16 protein-coding genes are annotated in these 23,267 nt (G+C 45.5%); 2 read left to right on the top strand and 14 right to left on the bottom strand.

Translation table 11 applies throughout. The annotated features are described in order from the left end of the window. Positions 1-19: 19 nt before the first annotated feature. A complete protein-coding gene (gene ilvA, locus ACKPBX_RS00325) occupies positions 20-1,282 on the top strand; it encodes a threonine ammonia-lyase IlvA (RefSeq protein ID WP_119092965.1) in 1,263 nt (420 codons plus the stop codon). A 271-nt stretch (positions 1,283-1,553) separates the two neighbouring features. On the opposite strand, the gene ACKPBX_RS00320 is transcribed toward ilvA, so the two are convergent. The 5 genes from ACKPBX_RS00320 to opp3b form a co-directional block, all read right to left on the bottom strand. Further along, entirely contained in the window at positions 1,554-3,203 is a 1,650-nt protein-coding gene (locus tag ACKPBX_RS00320; protein WP_319995680.1) for a peptide ABC transporter substrate-binding protein, read from the bottom strand. Between the two features lie 161 nt (positions 3,204-3,364). Then, entirely contained in the window at positions 3,365-4,309 is a 945-nt protein-coding gene (locus ACKPBX_RS00315; protein ID WP_106448557.1) for an ABC transporter ATP-binding protein, read from the bottom strand. Further along, entirely contained in the window at positions 4,309-5,454 is a 1,146-nt protein-coding gene (locus ACKPBX_RS00310; RefSeq protein ID WP_319995679.1) for an ABC transporter ATP-binding protein, read from the bottom strand. The genes ACKPBX_RS00315 and ACKPBX_RS00310 overlap by 1 nt, the downstream gene beginning before the upstream one ends. 11 nt (positions 5,455-5,465) lie before the next feature. Continuing rightward, positions 5,466-6,512 carry an oligopeptide ABC transporter permease gene (gene opp3C / locus ACKPBX_RS00305; RefSeq protein ID WP_407702558.1) on the bottom strand — a complete coding sequence of 349 codons (1,047 nt, stop codon included), beginning with the start codon at positions 6,510-6,512 and terminating at the stop codon, positions 5,466-5,468. 2 nt (positions 6,513-6,514) lie between these two features. Next, positions 6,515-7,459, bottom strand: coding sequence for an oligopeptide ABC transporter permease (gene opp3b / locus ACKPBX_RS00300; RefSeq protein ID WP_108032494.1), 945 nt, complete (start codon positions 7,457-7,459; stop codon positions 6,515-6,517). Between the two features lie 304 nt (positions 7,460-7,763). Here opp3b and ACKPBX_RS00295 point away from each other — a divergent pair, with 304 nt between their 5' ends. After that, on the top strand, positions 7,764-7,991 hold the full coding sequence (locus tag ACKPBX_RS00295) for a DUF3899 domain-containing protein (RefSeq protein ID WP_319995678.1): 228 nt from the start codon (positions 7,764-7,766) through the stop codon (positions 7,989-7,991). 54 nt (positions 7,992-8,045) lie between these two features. Here ACKPBX_RS00295 and ACKPBX_RS00290 read toward each other — a convergent pair whose 3' ends face one another. From ACKPBX_RS00290 to parE, 9 genes are all read right to left on the bottom strand, one after another. After that, a complete protein-coding gene (locus ACKPBX_RS00290; protein ID WP_086627989.1) occupies positions 8,046-9,722 on the bottom strand; it encodes a peptide ABC transporter substrate-binding protein in 1,677 nt (558 codons plus the stop codon). 371 nt (positions 9,723-10,093) lie between these two features. Beyond that, on the bottom strand, positions 10,094-12,085 hold the full coding sequence (gene pulA, locus ACKPBX_RS00285; RefSeq protein WP_319995677.1) for a type I pullulanase: 1,992 nt from the start codon (positions 12,083-12,085) through the stop codon (positions 10,094-10,096). Positions 12,086-12,225: 140 nt separating this feature from the next. Continuing rightward, on the bottom strand, positions 12,226-13,179 hold the full coding sequence (locus ACKPBX_RS00280) for a magnesium transporter CorA family protein (protein WP_319995676.1): 954 nt from the start codon (positions 13,177-13,179) through the stop codon (positions 12,226-12,228). A gap of 117 nt (positions 13,180-13,296) precedes the next feature. Further along, a complete protein-coding gene (locus ACKPBX_RS00275; RefSeq protein WP_119092973.1) occupies positions 13,297-14,121 on the bottom strand; it encodes a putative phosphoesterase in 825 nt (274 codons plus the stop codon). 89 nt (positions 14,122-14,210) lie between these two features. Beyond that, the gene (locus ACKPBX_RS00270) at positions 14,211-15,140 is read right to left on the bottom strand and encodes a manganese-dependent inorganic pyrophosphatase (protein WP_119092974.1); all 930 of its coding nucleotides are present in this window, start codon (positions 15,138-15,140) and stop codon (positions 14,211-14,213) included. Between the two features lie 99 nt (positions 15,141-15,239). Continuing rightward, positions 15,240-16,001: a pyruvate formate-lyase-activating protein gene (gene pflA, locus ACKPBX_RS00265; RefSeq protein WP_086627994.1), complete on the bottom strand. Its 762-nt coding sequence runs from the start codon at positions 15,999-16,001 to the stop codon at positions 15,240-15,242. 162 nt (positions 16,002-16,163) lie between these two features. Further along, on the bottom strand, positions 16,164-18,392 hold the full coding sequence (pflB, locus tag ACKPBX_RS00260; RefSeq protein WP_086627995.1) for a formate C-acetyltransferase: 2,229 nt from the start codon (positions 18,390-18,392) through the stop codon (positions 16,164-16,166). Between the two features lie 300 nt (positions 18,393-18,692). Then, a complete protein-coding gene (gene parC / locus ACKPBX_RS00255; protein WP_462709496.1) occupies positions 18,693-21,158 on the bottom strand; it encodes a DNA topoisomerase IV subunit A in 2,466 nt (821 codons plus the stop codon). Continuing rightward, positions 21,155-23,224 carry a DNA topoisomerase IV subunit B gene (gene parE, locus ACKPBX_RS00250; RefSeq protein ID WP_319995675.1) on the bottom strand — a complete coding sequence of 690 codons (2,070 nt, stop codon included), beginning with the start codon at positions 23,222-23,224 and terminating at the stop codon, positions 21,155-21,157. The genes parC and parE overlap by 4 nt, the downstream gene beginning before the upstream one ends. Positions 23,225-23,267: the final 43 nt, after the last annotated feature.

Below are 23,267 nucleotides of genomic sequence, written 5' to 3'. Positions count from 1 at the left end.
TAGATTAGGAGCAGATAGAATGACGGATGAGTTAGTGAACAAAGAAGACGTGCTTAAAGCATATAAAGTACTGCGCAACGTGGTCAAGCAGACACCATTGCAGCATGATGCGTATTTATCGCAGAAGTATCATGCCAACATCTTTTTGAAGCGGGAGGACCTTCAAATCGTCCGCTCCTTCAAATTGAGGGGCGCTTATTATGCCATTTCGCAGCTGAGTGAAGCCGAAACTGAGACTGGAGTAATCTGCGCCTCAGCCGGCAATCATGCGCAAGGGGTAGCTTATACCTGTAACCATTTGGCCATCAAAGCTACCATCTTCATGCCTTCGACAACGCCTTCCCAAAAAATAGACCAAGTCCGTTATTTCGGGAAAGAGTATGTTGAGATCAAACTGATCGGCGATACCTTCGACGAATCGAACGAAGCCGCCCATGCCTATGCGGATGAACACAACCTGACTTTCATTGAACCTTTCAATGATCGCAATGTGATCGCTGGGCAAGGCACTTTGGCAGTGGAAATCCACCAGGATCTCGTTGCTGAAGGAGAAACGGCCGACATGGTATTCGCGGCAATCGGCGGCGGCGGCTTGATTTCAGGCGTCAGCAGCTACATGAAGGAAGCCATGCCCGAAACGAAGATCATCGGCGTGGAGTCCTTGGGCGCCCCTGGCATGAAAGTTTCGCTTGATGCGAATAAAGTGACGACTTTGACTGATATTGATAAATTCTGTGATGGGACAGCCGTAGCGACTGTCGGTGATTTGACTTTCAGACACTGCCAACAAAATGTCGATGACATCCTGGTCGTGCCTGAAGGACAAGTTTGCGGAACCATCATCGATTTATACACTAAACAAGCTATCGTAGCGGAACCATCCGGCGCACTCTCGGTTTCTGCGTTGGAACAATACAAAGATGAAATCAGAGACAAAACGGTCGTCTGCATCGTCAGCGGCGGTAACAACGATATCAATCGGATGGCTGAAATTGATGAACGCTCCCTACTCTATCAAGGTCTGAAGCACTACTTCATCGTGAACTTCCCGCAGAGGGCCGGCGCGCTGAAAGAGTTCGTGAATGACATATTGGGCGGCAACGATGACATCACCAAGTTCGAATATACGAAAAAGGTCCATCGCAGCGAAGGACCTGTACTGATCGGAATCTTGTTGAAAAATAAGGACGATATCGAAGGCTTGCTCAGCAGGATCGAAAAATTCGATCCGCATTACATTTCGGTGAACGAGAATTCCAAACTGTATTCCTTCCTGATCTGATCCGGACCAATTCTATAAAGTAACTTAAAACCTGACGTGAGCCACTTGAGAGGCTCGCGTCAGGTTTTTGGTTGGGTTGTTACGGGTTGCGGACGGGTGCATCCTTGTGCGGCCGAAAACAATGAATAACTGCGAAGTATTCATTGTTTCGGCCCTGAAATCACCGGGGAACATGGATATCTGCTAAGTATTCATGTCCCCCCACGCTCTCCAGAAACCCAAAGAAGGGCCGACTCAACCGAGCCGGCCCTTCTTTGGGTTCTAAACATTCTTATTCTTCGATATACGCTCTGCTCAGGTCAAATTCATTGCCCACTGAATTGAAGATGATGCCCTTAAGGTTAGGGTTTCTGAGTTGTGTTTCTGCTTCTTGATAAAGAGGTATGATAGCCGCATCTTCCATGACCAGCTTGTGGGCAGCCATCAGGTCAGCCCAGCGCGCTTCAGGATTGTTTGCGTTTGTTGTTTTTGAAGCATCGATCAAAGCATCAAATTCCACATTCGCATATTGTCCTTCGTTGTAGGCAGATGTGCTGTACAACAAGTCCATGTAGTTGATTGCGTCAGCGAAATCCGCTCCCCAACCGGTTTGCAACAAGTCGAATTCATCTTGATTCGCCAATTCCAAACGGTTTTTCTTCGGTACATTGCGCAATTCTACAGAGATGCCTTCCAAATTGTTTTGGATTTGGCCTTGGATATATTGGCTGATTTTTTTGTTCTTTTCATCATCGTCCCCGACCAAGGAGAAAGTGATTTCTTCAACGCTTAATTCAGCCTTCGCTTCAGCCCAAAGCGTTTGCGCTCGTTCCACATCATATTCCAGATAAGAGCCTGCTTCAGCGGCAAAGTCTTCGCCGGTCGTCGGGTTGCTGACAAAATCAGCCGGCAGGAAACCGCCGATTGCTGTCGAACCGTCACCGATGACGCTGTCGACCAATTCATCGCGATTGATGACAAGTCCGATGGCTGCTCTCAGCTTCGCATTCTGCAGGTAGACGTTATCGTGGTTGAATTCGATGTACGCCGTGCGGGCTTTTTTCTGAACGACTACGTTAGGATCAGTCGCCAATTGTTTAACCAATTCGCCGGTCACTTGTGCGTTATCGACTGATCCTTGATCGAACAGATTCACGACAGTGCTTGTTTCTTTGATTACTTGGACGTTGACTTCGTCCAACTTCACTTCGTCAGCTGCATAGTAATCTTCGTTCTTCACAAGATCCCAAGTCAGGCCAGTGCCGTCCCAGTTCTCGATGGTGAAAGGTCCGTTAGCCAAAATGTTTTCGCTGCTAGTTCCGTACTTGTCGCCTTTTTCAGTGACAAATTCTTCATTTTGCGGGAAGAATGCGCTGAACGCCAATAATGATTCAAAGTAAGGTGTCGGCTGCGTCAACTCGATTGTGATTTCAGTGTCGCTTACTGCCGTTACCCCCAATTTTTCAGGGTCCATTTCTCCAGCCATGATTTCATTGGCGTTCTTGATGGTCTCAGCCAAGTAAGCGTAGGATGCGCCCGCTTCGGGATCCACCAATCGTTGCCAAGCGAATACGAAATCGTTCGCTGTAACAGGCTCTCCGTTTGACCAAACTGCATCATCACGGAGTTTATAAGTATAAGTCAAGCCATCTTCCGATACAGTACCTGCTTCCGCAGCGATTGCGGGAACGGGCTTCCCATCTGCATTGATTTTCAATAAGCCTTCGATCGCATGGCTGATGTAGTTCGAACTATTGATGTCCGTCATCAGTGTTGTATCCAATGTTGCTAATTCGGTAGGTGCTGTATAGTTGACAACTTGTCCGCCTGCGCTTTCACTTGCTTTGTCTACTGCGCTGTCGTCCGTTGCGCCGTCTCCTCCGCAAGCTGCTAAGATGACAGCTGCTGTAGCTAAAATGAAAGAATTTTTCAATCTCCTCATGTAAATCTCCCCTTTTTCTTTTCGTATTTTAATATTATACTACAAGTAATCAGGATATTCCATAAAATAAGGGGATTATTATCATAAAAAATTCATCATTTTTTCATTTCATTAATTTTCTATGGCAAAAAAAGCCCAGAACAAGTTCCGGGCTTTTTTTATCAGTAATTTTCGTATTTTGCTTTCAATACGGGAACGTCGGACTCACGGCAATAAACAAAGTGCCCTGGAACGATTTCTCGCATTGCTTCCGGCTCACCATTCTCTTCACGTGGAACATAAGTGAAGCGGGTGCGGTTGCGCTCATAAACCGGATCCGGCAGCGGTATGGCCGATAACAGGCTTTCCGTATAAGGATGTAAAGGTTTGTTGTAAACGTCGTCTGCGGGCGCTAATTCGACCAATTTGCCGAAGTACATAACACCGATTCGATTGCTGATGTACTTGACCATCGACAGATCATGCGCGATGAACAAGAAAGTCAGTTTTTGTTTTTTCTGCAATTCCATCAGCAAGTTGACCACTTGCGCCTGAATGGATACGTCCAAAGCAGAAATCGGCTCATCGGCAATGATGAGTTTTGGATTTACCGCTAAGGCTCTGGCAATTCCGATACGCTGTCTTTGGCCGCCGGAGAACTCGTGCGGATAACGGGAAGAATGGTCTTTATTCAAACCGACCAGATCCAATAATTCCGCAACCCGGTCATCGACTTCTTTCTCGGTTGTCGCAAGGCCATGAATCTTCAAACCTTCAGCAACGATATCGCGTACTTTCATACGGGGATTCAAGGATGCATACGGATCCTGGAAAATCATCTGCATGTCTTTACGGAAAGCCAGTTGCTCTTTTCTGTCATGCAGCGTATGGATTTCGGTGCCATCAAAAAAGATTTCACCGGAAGTCGGGTTGTACAAGCGGATGATTGCGCGGCCGGTTGTCGTTTTTCCGCAACCGGATTCGCCTACCAAGCCGAGTGTTTCGCCTTCATAGATATCAAAGGAAACATCGTCAACGGCGCGGACTTCATTTTTTGTGCCGACGTTGAAATACTGCTTCAGGTTTTTTACTTCCAGAATCTTTTTCTGTCCTGTTGTGTCGTACATTACAGCAGTCCTCCTTTCTCAGTGATTTTCGGATCGATTTGCGGGCCTTTTCCGTGAGGCAATACAGCCGGTTCCTTATCTGCGGTGTCCATCACTTTCAATTCATCGGAAGGAGCGAGTTTCATTTCGGAGAAAGTCGCCTGTCGGTTCACGATGCCCTCTGGAGGATTCACGGAAGGTGCGTCAGGATGCAGCAACCAAGTAGCTGCCGAATGGGTATCGGATACCTTAAAGAACGGCGGATCGTACAAGGTGTCAATCTTCATTGCATATTCGCTCCGGGGCGCAAAAGCATCACCAGTCGGAGGATCCAATAAATCCGGAGGTGTCCCTGGGATCGCATAAAGCGATCCTGCAGTGTCCAATGTAGGCATCGAGCTCAACAGTCCCCATGTATATGGGTGTTGCGGGTTGTAGAAAATTTCATCGACAGTCCCGACTTCGACGATTTTGCCTGCATACATGACGGCTACACGGTCTGCAACGTTCGCCACTACACCCAAATCATGGGTGATAAAAATGATCGATGTCTTGATTTTCTGCTGCAGATCCTTCATCAACTCCAGGATTTGCGCTTGGATCGTAACGTCAAGAGCTGTTGTCGGTTCATCCGCAATCAGAATATCCGGGTTGCAGCCCAATGCGATCGCGATGACGATCCGTTGGCGCTGACCGCCTGAGAATTGGTGCGGGTACTGTTTCATTCTTTTGGCAGGGCTCGGGATACCTACTAGCTGCAATAATTCTTCAGCTTTTTTGTAGGCCTCCTCTTTACTGATGTTTTGGTGTTTGATGATCGGTTCAGCGATCTGCTTGCCGATTTTTTGAGTCGGATTCAAAGAAGTCATCGGATCCTGGAAAATCATTGCGATTTCCGAACCACGGATCTTCTGCATTTGTTTTTCGGTTTTGTGCACTAAATCTTCGCCCTTGAACAGGATTTCACCGTGTTCAATGTTGGCGTTGTTCGCCAATAGACGCATGATGCTGCGGCTAGTCACTGATTTACCAGAGCCGGATTCACCAACGATGGCTAATGTTTCACCTGGCTTCAGGTCAAAACTGACGCCACGGATAGCTTTTACTTTACCTGCATAGGTATCAAAAGTAATTTGTAGGTCTTTTACTTCCAATATATTTTCCATCTGGTTACCTCCTAATCTCTCATTTTTGGATCGAACGCGTCACGAAGTCCATCAGCCAATAAGTTGAAGCAAATCATGATGACGCTCATGATTCCGGCTGGATACCACATCAGATGCGGCAAGAAACGGAATGTCTTGTAACCATCGTTGATCAATGTACCAAGCGATGCATTCGGAGCAGGAATACCGATACCGATAAAGCTCAGGAATGCTTCGAAGAAGATTGCCGATGGAATGGAAAACATAACTTGAATGATGATGACACCGGCCAAGTTAGGCAGAATGTGTCCGAAGGCAATTTTCATCGGTGATTGACCCAACGTGCGGGCAGCCAGGATGTATTCCTGATTTTTCAATTTCAGGGTTTGTGCACGGACGACACGCGCCATCGAAAGCCATTCAGTCAAAGCCAAAGCAATGATGATGGAGCTGATGCCGGGTTTCAGAACAAGCAACATCAGAATAACGACTACCAAGTTAGGCACACCGGAAAGGATTTCCAGGATACGTTGCATGATATTGTCGACTTTTCCGCCCAACCAGCCGGACGTCAGACCATAGACAACGCCGAGTGTCAGGTTGAACAAGGCTGCCATGAACGCGATGAATAAGGATACGCGGGTACCGTAAAGGATACGCGACAACAAATCGCGTCCCAGGCTGTCCGTACCGAGATAGTAGTAAACATCCTCTGGAACGTTGGACGCCTCATACTTATCGATAACTACGCCATTCTGCTTCACTGTTCCGTTCAGACCGTTGATGTCGATGCCGGGAATCTTTGGTGGCATATTTGCGTACTGGACTGTTTGCGCATTCGGGTCATGCGGTGCAATGACTGGAGCAAACAGACTGGACATAGTGATGATGATCAAGATGACCAAACTGACCATGGCAACTTTATTTTTCTTCAGGCGGCGCCAAGAATCTGCCATGAAGCTTAGGGAAGGCGCTGAGATTTTTTCTTTATCCTGCATGCTTGACTCGGATGCCGTTTCGAAAAGATCTTTCGTGATTGTCGGCATCGCTGTTGTATTGCGTAATTCATTTTCACTCATGCTTATTCCCCTCCTTCTGTAGCGACTCTGATACGAGGGTCGATGATACCATAAAGGATGTCAACCAACAAAATGACGATGACCAACATGGTCGAATACATCATCGTAACGCCCATGATTGTCGGATAATCATTCGTCAGGATGGATTTTACGAATTGTTCCCCGATGCCAGGGATGGCAAAAATATTTTCCACAACCATCGAACCTGTCATCAAACCGACTGTCATCGGGCCGATGATGGTGACCAAAGGAATCAGCGCATTACGGATACCGTGTTTGAACGCGACTTCCCAACGGCTCAGACCTTTCGCTCTAGCGAGTTCGACATAGTCGCTGCCTAATACGTCGACCATTTCGGTTCGCATAAACCGGGCCGAATCGGCCAGCGGGGAAATGCTCAACGCAATCGTAGGCAGAATCGAAGAACGGAAACCATCATTCCACAAGGCGATCGGCAACACTTTCAGCCATACGCCGAATACCAATTGAAGAATAACTGCAAAAACAAAGTTAGGGATCGAACGGCCGACGATGGCTGTCAAAGTGGCAACTGTATCCACCCAAGTCCCCTGTCTCATCGCTGCGATCACACCCAGCACAATGCCGAGGATCGTTCCTATGATAACTGCTTGAAGCCCTAATTGCATGGAAGGTCCTATTCTGCTGCTCAACAAATCCGTAACCGGAGTATTGTTGAACTGGAACGAAACACCCAGGTCTCCACGTACTAGTCCAAAAATGTAGACTGCGTATTGGACCAGAATCGGTTTGTTCAGTCCATACTTCTCATTCATGATAAAAATTTGTTCTTCAGATAACTTGTCTTGGTTACTGTATGGTGTACCCGGCAAAGCTTTCATCAGAAAAAAAGTTATCGATGCAATCAAAAACAACGTAATTGCCATATATAAAATACGCTTGCCGATGTACTTTGCATAACTTTTCATCGTTTGTCATCCTCCATTATTTAATTATTTTGTAAATAGCACCTGATAGTATATCATATTTAAATATACAAAAAAGAAAATGAACACAAAATCAAATCATATTTTAATTGAGTTTTCTTTCTTTTTTTTGTACATTTAAAATTGAGAAAACAAAAAGGAGCCAAAATAAGTGAACCTCACAAAAAAAAACGTACTTGTTTCATTATTCATTTTTATATGTGCACTGATATATCAACTGATTAAATATGGATCCTTAAGTTGGACCGAAACATCCAATATTCTGTTCATGATAGCAGGTATTTTATTGATCATCGGTTTGTCCGGACTCGTGTTGGCTTCCGGAAGTTTCGATTTCTTCCACTACAGCGTCAGAAAAACGCTCAGAAGAGAACCAAAGGAGGATGGCTTCAAGGAACCATTGAATCCGCATGCTCTTTCATCTTCCGTCGGGAAAAGTTATCAAAATATCCTGACTATCGGTCTGTTGTTGTTGGCGATCAGCATCATCTGTCTCTGGGATTATATTTTATAAATAAAACATCCATCTGGCATAAATGTCTGCCAGATGGATTTTTTATTGCCTTAATTAATCCACGTTCTGAGTGCCAGAATTTGAAGCCCATTTGTATGAGTAGTCAGCACCGACTAAGTGCTCACCCAAATCTGTGACATACGGTTTTTGTAGAACTGCATAAGAACGTTGATACAGAGGAGCGATACCCGCATCTTCCATCAAGATCTTTTCAGCTGCAAGCAGGCTAGCCCATCTTGCATCAAGGTCAGTCACGTTTGTGCGTGCTTCATCGATCAAAGCATCGTATTCAGCGTTGGAGTAACCGGATTTGTTGTTGCCGTTTTCTGTCTGGAACAATTCCAGGAAGTTGATCGGGTCAGCATAGTCAGCTCCCCATCCAGCTAATTCGATATCGTATTCGCCGGATGTATCAGCTTCAAGACGGACTTTGAAAGGTACATTACGCAAGGTAACAGTCAACCCAGGAAGGTTTGTCTGTAGTTGGCTTTGCAGGAACTCAGAAGAACGTTTCGCATTTTCTGTGTCATCGCTCAACAATTCCAAAGTGATGGATTCAACACCCAACTCAGCCAAGCCTTTTTCGAAGTATGTTTTAGCTTCTTCAGCATTGAATGTCAGAAGATCGCCATTTTGTTTACGGTAGTCTTCGCCAGTTGAAGGATCCAAAGCAAGTTTTTCAGGAACCAATCCGTTTGCAGGGATGGAACCGTTCTGCAATACCACATCAGCGTACGCTTGTTTGTCGAAAGCCATAGCTAAAGCTTTACGGATGTTGGCATTTTGTAATGGTGTGCCTTCTCTTTGTTGGTTGAACTTCAAGTAGAATACAGAAGAAGTCGGCATTGTGTGGACTTCAGCATCGCCGGCTCTTTGTGCTACGTACTCACCAGTCAAGATCATGCGGTCGATTGCGTCTGTATCATACAGATTCAAGGCAGTGGAAGTCTCTTTGATGACTTCTACGTTGATTGCTTGTAATTTTACAGCATCTTTATCCCAGTACTCTGCATTTGGTTCGTACGTCCATGATAAGCTCGCTGCATCCCAGTTAGCTAACACGAATGGTCCGTTATACAATAAAGCATCGCTGCTTAATGCGTATTGGTCGCCTTGTTCTTCAACAAATGCTTGATTTTGAGGGAAGAACATAGCCAATGTCAAAAGATCTTTGAAGTATGGCACTGGAGATGTCAATGTGATTTCCAGCGTTTTTTCGTCGATCGCTTTGACGCCCAATTCTTCAGGCGCAACGGCACCATCAATAATTTCAGTTGCGTTGGCGATGACACCTGCCATCATGTAAGAATATGAAGCAGCCTCTGCAGGGTCCACCAATTTACGCCATGAATAAACAAAATCTTCTGCCGTTACAGGCTCGCCGTTTGACCAGTTCGCTTCATCACGGATAGTGAAAGTGTAGACCAAACCATCTTCGCTGACTGTAGGATCTTCTGCTGCGATACCTAATTCAACCGTTCCATCCAAGCCTTGACGATACAGACCTTCATTTACGTTGCTTAAAGCAGTAAACGCAACTGTATCTGTAGCTTGTACAGAATCCATTGTAGGGATTTCAGCGCTTTCAACCAGATTTAACACCTGATCGCTGTCTGTTGCACCTGCAGACCCGGATGAATCAGCCGTGCTTCCCTCTCCGCCGCATGCAGCCAATACAAGTGCGGAGCTTAAAGATAATAACACTAAAGATGATAGTTTCTTGTTGCCCATATTTCTTTTCCCCCATTCCCTCTGTTTCTATAATTTCTATAGTAAGGTTAATTATAGTTCTGACTGATATTAAAATCAAGTTTGGGAATTTAATAAATTGATTAAAATTAGATTAACATACTCATATTTTCACTTTTTTTGAGTTTATATATCGACATTAGATATATATTGAGAATCTCACACAACATGTCAGAACATTGGAACAAGGATGAAAGCGAATCCAAATGTTGTCAAAACGGCAAAACCAGGTTATAAACATTTGTTTATTAATAAACATTGAATTAATATATTAATATTGATATATTTGCATGATAAAGAGATATTCAATCATTTTCACGGAAAATATATACGCAATTCTTAAAAAATTCATTTTATTGTTGTTTTCCAATGTATAAAACAGTCGTTGTATGGGCTTTGACCAGAATTTTGTCCATTAAAATTGCTTCGGCTTTCCTTTCAAGGAAGACTTGGTTGTCTTCAACAAGGATGGCATACTTCCCTTTCTCGATTCGGAAGATCGTATCGCTTCGGTTCGCATTAAAAACGATGATGTACTTTTTTTCTTCGTTCTCCAAAGCAAAGGCTACGATGTTAAAATTTTCGCTGAGCGTTGTAAAATGGGCGTCAATTTCTTCATGGGTATGCAACCGGAACAGATACTCGCTCTTGCGCAGCGCAATCAAACCTCTGACGTAGGCTACCGATTGTTGGAATGTCGTGAGCCGTTCCCATTCAAACTGATTGATTTCGTCGGGGGACTGGTAGCTGTTGGCCACCCCTTCCTTCGTGCGCAAAAATTCCTGGCCGCCATGGATGAATGGCACGCCTTGCGACAACAACACAATGCTCGTTGCAAGTGTATGCCTTTTGACGCGCACCTCCTCGCTGTCATTCGGATTGGAACGCAACAGTTTATCGTAGAGCGTCAAATTATCGTGTGCTTCCACATACTGGACGACTTGTTCCGGATCGACATAACTGCTGTGGCTTGAGAGATTCATGCCGCCTTTTATATTCCGAAGCAGCAGATTTTCCTGATAATTTTTACCGCTGATGAATCCCCTGTCTGTTTCATCGCCGAAATCGCTTCCCTTCAGCACTATCCTCATCGAATCATTAAAATGGGCAATCCTTGGCATTGCTTGCGCATTTCTCTGTGAAGCTTTCAATTCCTCGGGGAGCGGCGTGGTCATTTCCCATCCTTCTCCGATGATGATAATGGATGGATCGACCTTATCCAGCGCTTCACGGATCTTGTTCATCGTGACTGAGTCATGTATGCCCATCAGATCGAAGCGGAAACCATCGAGCTGGTATTCTTTTGCCCAATATTTGATGCTATCGATGATGTATTTGCGCATCATATGTCTTTCTGAAGCCGTGTCGTTGCCCACACCTGTGCCGTTCGCAAGCGATCCGTCCGCATTGTAGCGGTAAAAATAGCCCGGTACTGTCCTTTCCAGCGCTTGATCTTTCGGGTCGTAGACATGGTTATAGACCACATCCATTATCACCCTCAACCCGTTCGCATGCAGGGTTCGAATCATTTCCTTCAATTCCTTGATCCTATTGAATGGGTCAAAGGGATTGCTGGAATAGGAACCTTCAGGCACATTATAGTTCAGCGGATCGTAGCCCCAATTGTATTGCGGTTCCGTCAGATTCGCCTCATCGACTGTTGCATAATCGAACATCGGCAAAATCTGGACATGGGTGATGCCCAAATCGATCAAGTAATCCAGACCCGTACTTATCCCACTGGCGTTTTTCGTATTTTTTTCTGTCAAACCAAGGTATTTCCCTTTGTATATTATCCCGCTCGTTTCGGATATTGAGAAATCCCGGATGTGCAGTTCATAGATGATTGCTTCTTCCGGGAGTCCGAAGGCAGGCAGCCGTCCCCCCCAACCATCAGGATTCGTTCTGGTCAAATCCGTAATAACCGATTTTGTGCCATTTACCGTCGTTGCTCGGGCATAGGGATCAACTGTGATCGTTTCACGGTTATTCAGGAAAAGAATTTTATAGACATAGATGGTTCCATGATGATCCCCGGGTAGGTAAGCTTCAAAAATACCCTTGGGTTTCTGTACCATGGCTACTTTTTGGGAAGGCTTTTTGATGAACTCATCTGTGTACGTCCAAACTTCCACGGATTTTGCTGTCGGTGTCCAAACCCTCAATAGCGTGCCTTCATTTTCGTATAGCGCTCCCAGTTCGCCATCAAAAGAAAAGTAGTTGTCAAAATCATTCGACCGGACGAACAGAAACATTTCCTTGTCGATTGTTTCCTTGTCCCTTTTATCGCTGAAGAGTTTTTCCAAATCATAGCTCTCCAACCAACTCTGGAAATCCTCCATCATCTTGTTTCACCTCCCTCCTATAGTATACCAACCATGGATGGGTTCCCATACTCAAAAGGGATGCCAAAAAGCGTAATCGGCTGAAATAATTGCCGATTACGCTTCATTGTGATGTCGCCTACATCTATTCAAACACCCTGTCAGAAGTAATCTTTCTTTTTCAACCAGTAAACCGTCAAAAAGCAGATGACGATAGTGATCAGACTGGTGATGCCGAACGCCCACGGATGATTTTCGAAGGGCAGATCGACATTCATGCCCCAGAACCCTGCCATGATGGTCGGGATAGTCAGGACGATGGTGATAGAAGTCAAAACTTTCATGATATTGTTCAAGTTATTTGTAATCACGCTAGAAAATACTTCGCTCAACTGATCGATCATCTTGCTTGATTCAGTGACCATCACTTCGGCTTGATTTGAGATATCCGTGATATCACGCAGCAACTCTTGACTCTGCACATCATCCCCTAATACAGCTTCATGGATGGACTCTGTTATCAAAGGATGATTTTTGTTGATGGATGTCTCAAAATAAACCAAGCTCTTGTGTAAGGCAATCAGCTTATAAAAGTATTCGTTATGGGTTGCACTGATTATCTGAATCTGCAGGTCTTCGATGATGCCATCGATTTCTCTCAGATGACGAATGAAACTCCTTGTCAATTCCCATAATATGTATAAGATGATGTGATGCTGGGTTGTTGCTGGCTCGTTTTTGAAAGACTCATTATTCATGATATGCGTCAAAAAAGAAGGCGTCTCTTTGCAGACTGTTATCAATGTATCATTGACTCTTATGATCGACAAGGGATACGTATGGTACTCCGTGTATTTTTCCTGTACCGATCGCATTTTGGGGAAGAGGACGATCAGAAGATTAATATCCTCCCCTGCACCATTCTGAACTTTCTCTTGCCGAGGAATCTCATATTCGTCCAGCGAATCCAAAATATAGTCCTTCGGGATGCCGAAAAGAGCTACCATATCCTCAACGTCTTCGTTGCTCGGATTCTCCACATGAATCCAATCCGCCGCTTTCCAATCCTTCGTCTGCGTGTATACCCCTTTATCCGACAAGTCGAATGCTCTCATTGAAATCCACCTCCAAGCTGCTTTATCTGAATGTACTTGCCTTCAAGATAAGCATAACTTATTTTTGCCAAAAGGAAAGCAATAACCCTCTCCAGAAAGGCAGGAGAAAGCTGCCAATTACACGTCAACCATGATTTCTTCCATAGTATAGGCCATTTCGATGTACGGGTCCTCCGTATACCAATGCCGTGCACTGCCGAGGCAGGCACAATAGAAAGTTGTATCATTCTCCTGCAGTATTTTCCGGAAGTGAACATGGCCCATGATGCTGTGCGTAATCTTGTAGCGGTCATACAATTGCATATAGCTTTTGCTGCCGAGGAAAGCATTGTAGTAATCGTATACCTTGTGCGGGAGTGGGATTACAAATTGCGGATGCGTCACAACATGTGTCATCATGATGATTTTCCGGTCGCTGACTTCCTTCAGATCGCTTTCCAGTTCCTCCTGCATGGCTGCTGCAACCGCGCGATCATCTTTCTGCCAATGCACATACCGGCGGTCATTCCAACCGCCGACTTTCAGCTTTTTCTTGGAAAACTCTTCTATAGTATAGCGGTCACTGGCGAACCCATAATCATACCACCCCGGATTCCCCACCACTGCCCATTTATCCCCGATCAGAAATGGATTTCCGACAAGATTCTCATCCCGCTCCTTGAACAACTGATAGATTCGGTCGGTATCCTCTTCATGGTTGCGTATGGACCAAAAGTCATGGTTTCCGGGTACGAATTGGATTTTCGAAACATTATGGTCTCGCATGCGATCCAAGAAAGCAAAGGTATCGTGGTAATCGGAAGAGACGTCCCCCGCCAACAATAGCAAGTCGATTTCTTGGTTGTAGAGCAACTCCGCCAAGAGATGGTCATACGTTTGTCCAGGCGCCAGCCTTTTCGCATTCGAGTCGATATGCAGGTCCGACAACACCCCAATTTTCACGTCCTCAACCCCTTTCTTTGCTTACTGTTTGAAAAAAGCGGAGCTGCATATCAGATTAACTGAGTTGCAGCCCCGCCCTTTTTAAGTGATTATTTAGAGAATGCTTCCGTCAATGGCGGAACTACTTGTTTTTTGCGTGAAACAACGCCAGGCAGCAGGGCAACGTTGTCAGTCAATGAGATGCCGAATGCGGCCTCTACAGTGTCCAAATGCGAACCTACAGCCAACAAAGCTGAATCGCTTTCGATGATGTTTGTGATGACCAACAGGAAGACATCATACCTTTGAGTGTCGTTTTCAGCTTCCATAGCGGCAACAAGCTCAACCTGTCTGTTCAGGACATCCTGAACGTCTACAGTGTTCACTTGTGCGATGCGCACGTTTTTATCGCCCATCGGGAATGATTTTGCATCTAAAGTCAACAATTCCGCGATCGACTTGTCGTCCAAATTCGTTCCGGCTTTCAGCATCGCCAGGCCATACTCCTGCAAAGAAACACCGGCGATTTCAGTCAAGGCTGTTGCTGCTGCTTCATCTTCCGGCGTGCAAGTCGGAGATTTGAACAATAACGTATCGGAAATGATTGCAGAAAGCATCAAGCCAGCGATATCGGCTGGAATCGCGATGTTCTTTTCTTTGTACATTTTATAAAGGATCGTGTTTGTGCAACCAACAGGCTCTGCACGATAATACAACGGGTTGGCCGTTTCGAAGTTCGCGATGCGGTGGTGATCCACGACGGCATATACCTCAACATCTTTGATGTCGCTGACGCTTTGTTGGGCTTCATTATGGTCGACCAATGCAACCGTATCTGTTTCGTTTGCCGCAGTCTCGATGACGCGCGGAGCCTCTGTTTTGAATTGATTCAGAGCATAGGCTGTTTCTTCACTCGGCAGGCCAAGCGCCACAGCTTCCGCTTCGATTCCGTTTTGATTCAAATAGTAGGCGTATGCGATTGCAGATGTGATCGCATCCGTATCCGGATTTTGGTGCCCAAAAACTAACAGTTTGTTCATACAATTCACTCTCTCTTCCATTTTCTAATTTTATCATAATAAAAAAGGAAGAAAAGAGCAATGGCAATTCTCTTTTCTTCCTTGAAAAATAGTATTATTTTATAGATCCAAATAACCTTTGTAGTCTTCCGTATGCAGCAGCTTTCTGGCATTTTCGACGCGCTCGGCTGTAGGAGGATCAATCCCCTCCAATTGATAAGGGATTCCTAATGTTTGCCACTTATAGACGCCCATTTTATGGTAAGGCAGAATTTCCACTTTGACAATGTTTTTCAATGTTTTCAGGAAAGCATCCAGACGGATCAAGAAATCATCATAGTCTGTCCGCTCAGGGATCAGCACATGACGGACCCAAATCGGTTTATTGATTTCCGACAAATATTTCGCCAATTCGATGATACTTTCGTTCGGCCACATCGTCAATTCTTTGTGCTTCTGGCTGTCGATGTGCTTGATGTCCAGCAGGATCAAATCTGTCACAGCCAACAGTTTGTTGAATTGGCTGAAGAAAGGCTCGTCATAAGTGAACGGCAGGCCGCAGGTGTCCAAAGTCGTATGCACGCCCTGGGCTTTGGCTTTCGTGAACAATTCGATCAAAAAATCGATCTGCAGCAACGGTTCGCCGCCACTGACGGTGATGCCGCCTTTTTGCCCCCAGAATGGCTTGTATTGCAAGGCCATGTTCAGCAATTCATCGCTTGTCATCTCATTGCCGCCACCGATGTTCCAAGTGTCCGGGTTATGGCAGAATTGGCAACGCATGCGGCAGCCTTGCATAAATATAATAAAACGGATTCCTGGTCCATCAACGGAACCAAAACTCTCTGTTGAATGCACAAATCCTTTTAAAGGTTCAGTCATTTCAAAAACTCCTCTGTCGTTTATTTCTTAACTTCATTGTATATCGCGTAAGGAATATTTCCTATCAAAAAGAGCGAACTTTCGCTCCCTTTGATAGAAAACGGATGAATCAAATGATCCATCCGTTTAAATTTATACGATTAGTATGCAGGTTGAAGCAAATTACATCATTTCGTGCATTGTACGGTTGATAACGTCCATTTGTTGTTCGCGAGTCAACTTGATGAAGTTAACAGCGTATCCGGAAACACGGATTGTCAATTGTGGGTAGTTTTCTGGGTGATCCATAGCGTCAAGCAATGTTTCACGGTTGAATACGTTGACGTTCAAGTGGTGGCCGCCTTTAGCGATGTATCCGTCCAACATTGATGAAAGATTATCTTTTTGAACTTCTTCTTCACGTCCCAAAGCTTTAGGGATGATTGAGAATGTATTTGAGATACCATCCAATGAATATTTGTAAGGGATCTTAGCTACTGAAGACAAACTTGCCAAAGCGCCGTGAGTATCTCTTCCGTGCATTGGGTTAGCACCAGGTGCGAATGGTTCGCCGGCTTTACGTCCGTCTGGCGTGCTACCAGTTTTCTTGCCGTAAACCACGTTTGAAGTGATTGTAAGGACAGAAGTTGTAGGGATAGAGTTGCGGTATGTTTGGTGTTTCTTAACTTTGCCCATGTATTGTTTCAACAAGTCGATACCGATTTGGTCAGCACGATCATCATTGTTACCATATTTAGGGAAGTCGCCTTCGATTTCGAAGTCAACAGCAATGCCGTTTTCGTCGCGGATCGGTTTAACTTTAGCGTATTTGATAGCTGAAAGTGAATCGATTGTAACTGAGAATCCAGCCACACCAGTTGCCAATGTGCGGACAACGTTTGTATCATGCAAAGCCATTTCCAATGATTCGTATGAATATTTGTCATGCATGTAGTGGATAACGTTCAATGTATTCACATACAAAGCTACGATCCAGTCCATCATTACATCGAATTTTTCAGAAACTTCAGCGTAATCAAGGTATTCTGAAGTGATTGGTTGCAATTTAGGTCCTACTTGTTTTTTCTTCGTTTCGTCAATCCCGCCGTTGATTGCATAAAGCAATGTTTTAGCCAAGTTAGCACGAGCTCCGAAGAATTGCATTTGTTTCCCGATTCTCATCGCGGATACGCAGCAAGCGATTCCGTAGTCATCGCCCCACTCAAGGCTCATCATGTCATCATTTTCGTATTGGATAGCGCTTGTTTCGATGGACATTTTAGCACAGTATTTCTTGAATCCTTCAGGCAATCTAGTTGACCAAAGAACTGTCAAGTTAGGTTCTGGAGCTGCTCCTAAGTTTGTCAATGTGTTCAAGAAACGGAAGCTTGATTTTGTGACCATTGAGCGGCCATCATGTGCCATACCAGCGATTGATTCAGTAACCCATTGTGGATCTCCTGAGTACAATTCTTGGTATTCTGGCGTACGTGCAAATTTGATCATACGCAATTTCATTACGAAGTGGTCAACGATTTCTTGTGCTGTTTCTTCAGTCAATGTTCCGTTTTCAAGATCGCGTTGGATATAGATATCCAAGAAAGTTGAAGTACGGCCTAATGACATTGCTGCACCATTTTGTTGTTTAACAGCAGCCAAGTAACCGAAGTATAACCATTGGAAAGCTTCTTGAGCGTTTGTAGCTGGTTTTGAAATATCGAAACCGTAGATGTTTCCTAATTCTTTCAATTCTTTCAAAGCACGGTATTGTTCGCTGAATTCTTCTCTCAAACGGATGATTTCTTCAGTCATCGTGCCGTCGCCGATTTTAGCGAATTCATTTAATTTGTCTTGCATCAAGAAGTCCACACCGTATAAAGCTACACGACGGTAGTCGCCGATGATGCGGCCGCGGCCGTATGCATCAGGTAAGCCAGTGATGACGCCGGTTGTTCTTGCTGCACGCATTTCTGGAGTGTAAGCGTCAAATACGCCTTGGTTATGTGTTTTTCTGTAATCGCGGAAAATCATTGAAACTTCTGGATCAACTTTGTAGCCTGCTTCTTCACAAGCCTGTTCGCTCATGCGGATACCGCCGAAAGGCATCAAGCTGCGTTTAAGTGGTTTTTCAGTTTGGAAACCAACGATTTGCTCTTTTTCTTTGTTCAGGTAGCCTGCTGCATGGGATGTGATGGAAGATACAACTTTTGTATCCATGTCCAATACGCCGCCAGCTTCTCTTTCTTGCTTAGTAAGATCCATAACTTGATCCCATAATTGAGTAGTAGTTTCAGTAGGACCAGCCAAGAAGCTTTCGTCGCCTGTGTATTCAGAGAAGTTGTTGATGATGAAGTCTCTTACGTCGACTTCTTCTTTCCAAGTCTTTCCTTTAAACCCTTGCCATTGTTCCATTATATATTCCTCCTATAAGGTGCTTTCACATTGTGATATGTGTAACAGGTTTCTACATGAATATTATAACACGTACAGAAGAAAGTGCAACAACTATCAATCTTTTTTTTGAACTTTTTGTAAACTTTTCGAAAACATTTTATAAACGTTGATACGACAACGTTTATAAAATCAAATTATCGAATATCGCTTCCGTTTAGTTAGTGAAACCTTTATTTTGTCAAAAAAACTGTTTCAAATAAAAACGGAAACTGTATTATTACACAGTTTCCGTTTTGGCTTTTTGTTTATAACAGTTAATTAGAAAATTCTAATTTGTGAAAAATCAAACTCTTTCTCGATGTCCGATACTTCACCATCCGTCTTCTCGTTGATTGCGAAGCTGCCGTTGGAATACCTTGGACTGAATGGTATTTCTTTGCTTTCCGCCACAATACTGGTACCAGCTGTGGTGCGGATTGCATAACGATTAGGCAACGATAGATCGCAATCCATGAAGATGATGCGGTGCGGCTTGGCCTTCAATTCCTTCAGAAGCATCAATCCCCGTTTCGCGCGGCCCAAAATCGGGACTTCTCCGGATTTGAATTTTTTGATGTTCCCTCTTTGCGTGACCACCAGGACCGGGAATTCCTCATCCCCTTCTTTAAAGGCAGCACCCCCGACCACAACGTCTCCGTCCTTCAGGTTAATGGACTTGACTCCGCTGGCACGGGTTCCGATGATGCCTACCTCATTCACGGCGTAACGCAGGCTGAATCCGAAATGCGTCACAAGGAGCACATCATAGTTTTGTTGATCCTCCAAGCGTTGGATGGAAACAATCAAATCCGTTTCGCTCTTCAGCTTCATGGCGACTGCTTTCTTGTTTCTGTAGCCCCGGAAAGTCCGGAAGTCGCTCATCAACGTCTGTTTGATGTAGCCTTCTTTTGACACGAAAAGGATTGTCCCGGTCGGTTCACTGTTGTTCGGGAGAATCTCTACGCTGATGATCTTTTCCTCCGGAGCGAAAGGAATGTTCTGCGAAATATGATGCCCCGTATCTTTCCATTTCAATTCCGGCAACTCATGTACCGGGAAATGCAGGTAGTCACCCTTGCTGGTGAACATCACAATCGCATCCAGAGTCGATGCTTTGCCGACAAAAAGTGGCTTATCCCCATCGCGCAAGCCGATTTCTGCGATTGTCGAGGCTCCAAAAGAACGCAGGCTGGTGCGCTTGTAGTAGCCCTCTTTCGTGATCACGACAACGACTTCCTCTACAGGCACGAGAACTTCTGTATCGATTTTGATTTCTTCGATTTCATGCTGGATCGTAGTCCGGCGAAGATTCGCGTATTGTTTTTTGACTGAGGCAAGTTCTGTCTTCATCACAGCGTACAATGTTTTTTCCTGCTTCAGAATTTCGTGGTAGGTTGCAATCTGCTCATTCAGCTCCAACTTTTCATTCTGCAGGGCTGTGATGTCCGTATTGGATAGCCGGTAAAGCTGCAGAGAAACAATGGCTTCCGCCTGCGGTTCCGAAAAAGCATACTGCTTCATCAGATTCTGTTTTGAGTCCTTTTTGTCTTTACTTTCACGGATCAACTGGATGACTTCATCGAGAATCGAAATGACTCGGATCAATGCATCCACGATATGCAGCCGCGTCTCGGCCTTCTTCAGGCTGTAATTCGTCCGGCGGGTGATGACGATTTTCTGGTGTCGGATATATGCTTTCAATATTTGGTGCAAGCCGACCTGCATCGGACGGCGCTCGTCGATCGCGACCATATTGAAGTTATAGTTCACTTGCAGATCCGTATTTTTAAGCAGATAGTTGAGGATCCCCTCTGCATTCGCTTCTTTTTTCAATTCGACGACGATCTGCAGCCCTGTACGGTCCGATTCATCCCGCACTTCGGCGATCCCTTCGATTTTGCGATTGATGCGGATTTCGTCCATCCGCTTCACAAGCGTCGCTTTGTTGACGTCATAAGGTATTTCCGAAATGACGATCTGCTGTTTGCCTCCGCGGATGCTCTCTATGGAAGTGCGCGAGCGAACGACAACTTTACCTTTGCCGGTCCGGTAAGCGTCTTTCAGGCCATCCAAGCCCTGTATGATCGCGCCGGTTGGGAAATCGGGGCCTTTCACATATTTCATGAGTGCTTTGAGCTCCGCCTCAGGGTGATCGATCAGATGCAAGGTCGCATCGATGACTTCACCCAGATTATGCGGCGGGATATCGGTCGCGTAACCGGCGGAAATGCCGGTGGCGCCGTTCACCAGAAGATTCGGGTAGCGAGCCGGCAACACGGTCGGTTCCTGGTCTGTGTCATCGAAGTTCAGCACAAAGTCAACTGTTTCCTTGTCGATGTCGCGCAACAGTTCAGCGGAAATTTTTGACAATCGGGCCTCGGTGTACCGCATCGCTGCGGCTGAGTCCCCATCCATGCTCCCGTTATTGCCGTGCATTTCGACCAATACTTCCCGCATCTTCCAATCCTGGCTCAACCGGACCATCGCTTCATAGACACTGGAATCGCCATGCGGATGGTAATTACCGATTACATTCCCGACGGTTTTTGCCGATTTGCGGAAGCCTTTGTCCGAAGTGTTCCCGGCAACATCCATCGCGTACAGGATCCGCCTTTGGACAGGCTTCAGTCCGTCGCGGATATCAGGCAAAGCACGCTCCTGGATGATGTACTTCGAGTATCGCCCGAAGCGGTCCCCCATTACGTTTTCAAGCATCAGCTCTTTAATTTCCAGATTATCCACTATAGTTCACCACTTTCAAAATCTAACGAAATTTGCTCCATGTCACGAGCGGTCTGCTGATCCGAAAATTCCTTCTTCACTTTCTCCTGCAGATGCGCCTCCCCACTATCGGACGCCGGTGCAATGTCTTCCTCAAGAATGCTCTTATTGTCGGACATCGAAAACTCGACATGCTTCTCGATCCATTTTCTTCGCGGTTCGACTTTGTTCCCCATCAGTGTCGTGACCCGGCGCTCCGCTTGGGCCTTGTCATCGATCAGCACCCGGATCAACGTCCTGGTTTCAGGATCCATCGTGGTATCCCACAGCTGATCCGCGTTCATTTCCCCGAGTCCTTTATAACGTTGCAGGATATAGCCCTTGCCGATGATGTCGATTTTTTCCTGCAGTTCCTTTTCGGTCCATGCGTACTGGATTTTTTCGTTCTTGCCGAAACCCTTGGATACTTTGTAAAGGGGAGGCTGCGCCAGATAGATTTTTCCGGCTTCCAACAATGGCTTCATGTAACGGTAAAAGAAAGTCAGCAACAAGATCTGAATATGCGCACCATCCGTGTCCGCATCGGTCATGATGATGATTTTGTCATAATTGCAATCCTTAATGTCGAAATCCGCCCCGACCCCTGCCCCGACTGTGTAGATGATCGTGTTGATTTCCTCGTTCTTCAAAATATCCTGCATACTCGCCCGTTCTGTATTGATGACTTTCCCACGCAACGGCAGTATCGCCTGGAACTTGCGGTCGCGCCCTTGTTTGGCGGATCCACCGGCGGAATCACCCTCGACCAGATACAGTTCATTCTTTTTCGGGTTTTTGCTTTGCGCAGGCGTCAGTTTGCCGGACAAAAGCGATTCGTTTTTTTGGCGTTTTTTGCCATTACGCGTCTCTTCACGGGCTTTACGCGCTGCATTCCTGGCCTCTCTGGCTTTCAAGGATTTTCTGGCGAGCATTTGGGCTGTTTCGCCATTTTCTGTCAAGTAAATGCTCAACTTTTCGCTGATAAGACTATCAACGGCTGCCCGCGCTTGCGGTGTGCCCAATTTTTCTTTCGTCTGGCCTTCAAATTGGAGTAGGTTCTCCGGTACACGCAGGGACAATACTGCCGAAAGGCCCTCGCGGACATCGCTGCCTTCGAGATTCTTTTCCTTTTCTTTGATCAGGTTCATTTTTCTCGCGTATTCATTGAAGGCTTTAGTGATGGCGGTCTTCGCACCGGTTTCATGTGTCCCGCCGTCTTTCGTCCGAACGTTGTTGACGAAGGACAGGATCGTCTCCGAATAGCCGTCGTTGTACTGGAAGGAGAATTCGATTTCGATCCCATCGGCCTCCCCGCTGAAATACACGATATCATGCAACGTATCCTTTTCTTCATTTAAGTAAGCAACGAATTCCTTGATCCCTTCTTCGAAGAAAAAAGTATCGCTTTGTTCAGTCCGCTCATCATTCAGCGTGATGGTTAAGCCTTTCAACAAAAAGGCTGATTCCCGGAACCGTTCCGCCAAAACATCATAGGAAAGCTGCGCTGTTCCGAAAACTTCTTTGTCAGGTAAAAAATGAATCAACGAGCCGGATCCTTTTGTGGTGCTTTTTGCTTTGGTCAATTTGCTGGCGGGTTTTCCGCCGTCCTTAAATTTCATTGTATAGAGTGTGCTCTCTCGGATGACCGAGACTTCCAGCCATTTGGAAAGGGCATTGACGACACTCGCGCCTACTCCGTGAAGACCTCCAGAAGTTTTGTAGCCGCCTTGGCCGAATTTCCCTCCAGCGTGGAGCACGGTAAAAATGACTTGGATGGTGGGCACTCCTGAAGCGTGCAAACCGGTCGGCATGCCACGTCCGTTGTCTTTGACGCTGATGCTCTGGTCTTCATGAATCGTGATGTCGATCTTATCAGCATAACCCGACAAGGCCTCATCCACCGCATTATCGACTATCTCATATACTAAATGATGCAATCCGCGAGCATCAGTCGAACCGATATACATCCCGGGCCGTTTTCTGACTGCTTCAAGTCCTTCCAACACCTGGATGGAATCATCATTGTATTTATTCTCTTTATTTTGTGCCATAAAAAAACTCCTTCGTATCTGTTCTAAGCGAACATCTATTCTA

It is taken from the genome of Trichococcus shcherbakoviae, from assembly GCF_963666195.1.
Taxonomy (GTDB): Bacteria; Bacillota; Bacilli; order Lactobacillales; family Aerococcaceae; genus Trichococcus; species Trichococcus shcherbakoviae.
This window is presented reverse-complemented; position numbering and strand designations above follow the sequence as displayed.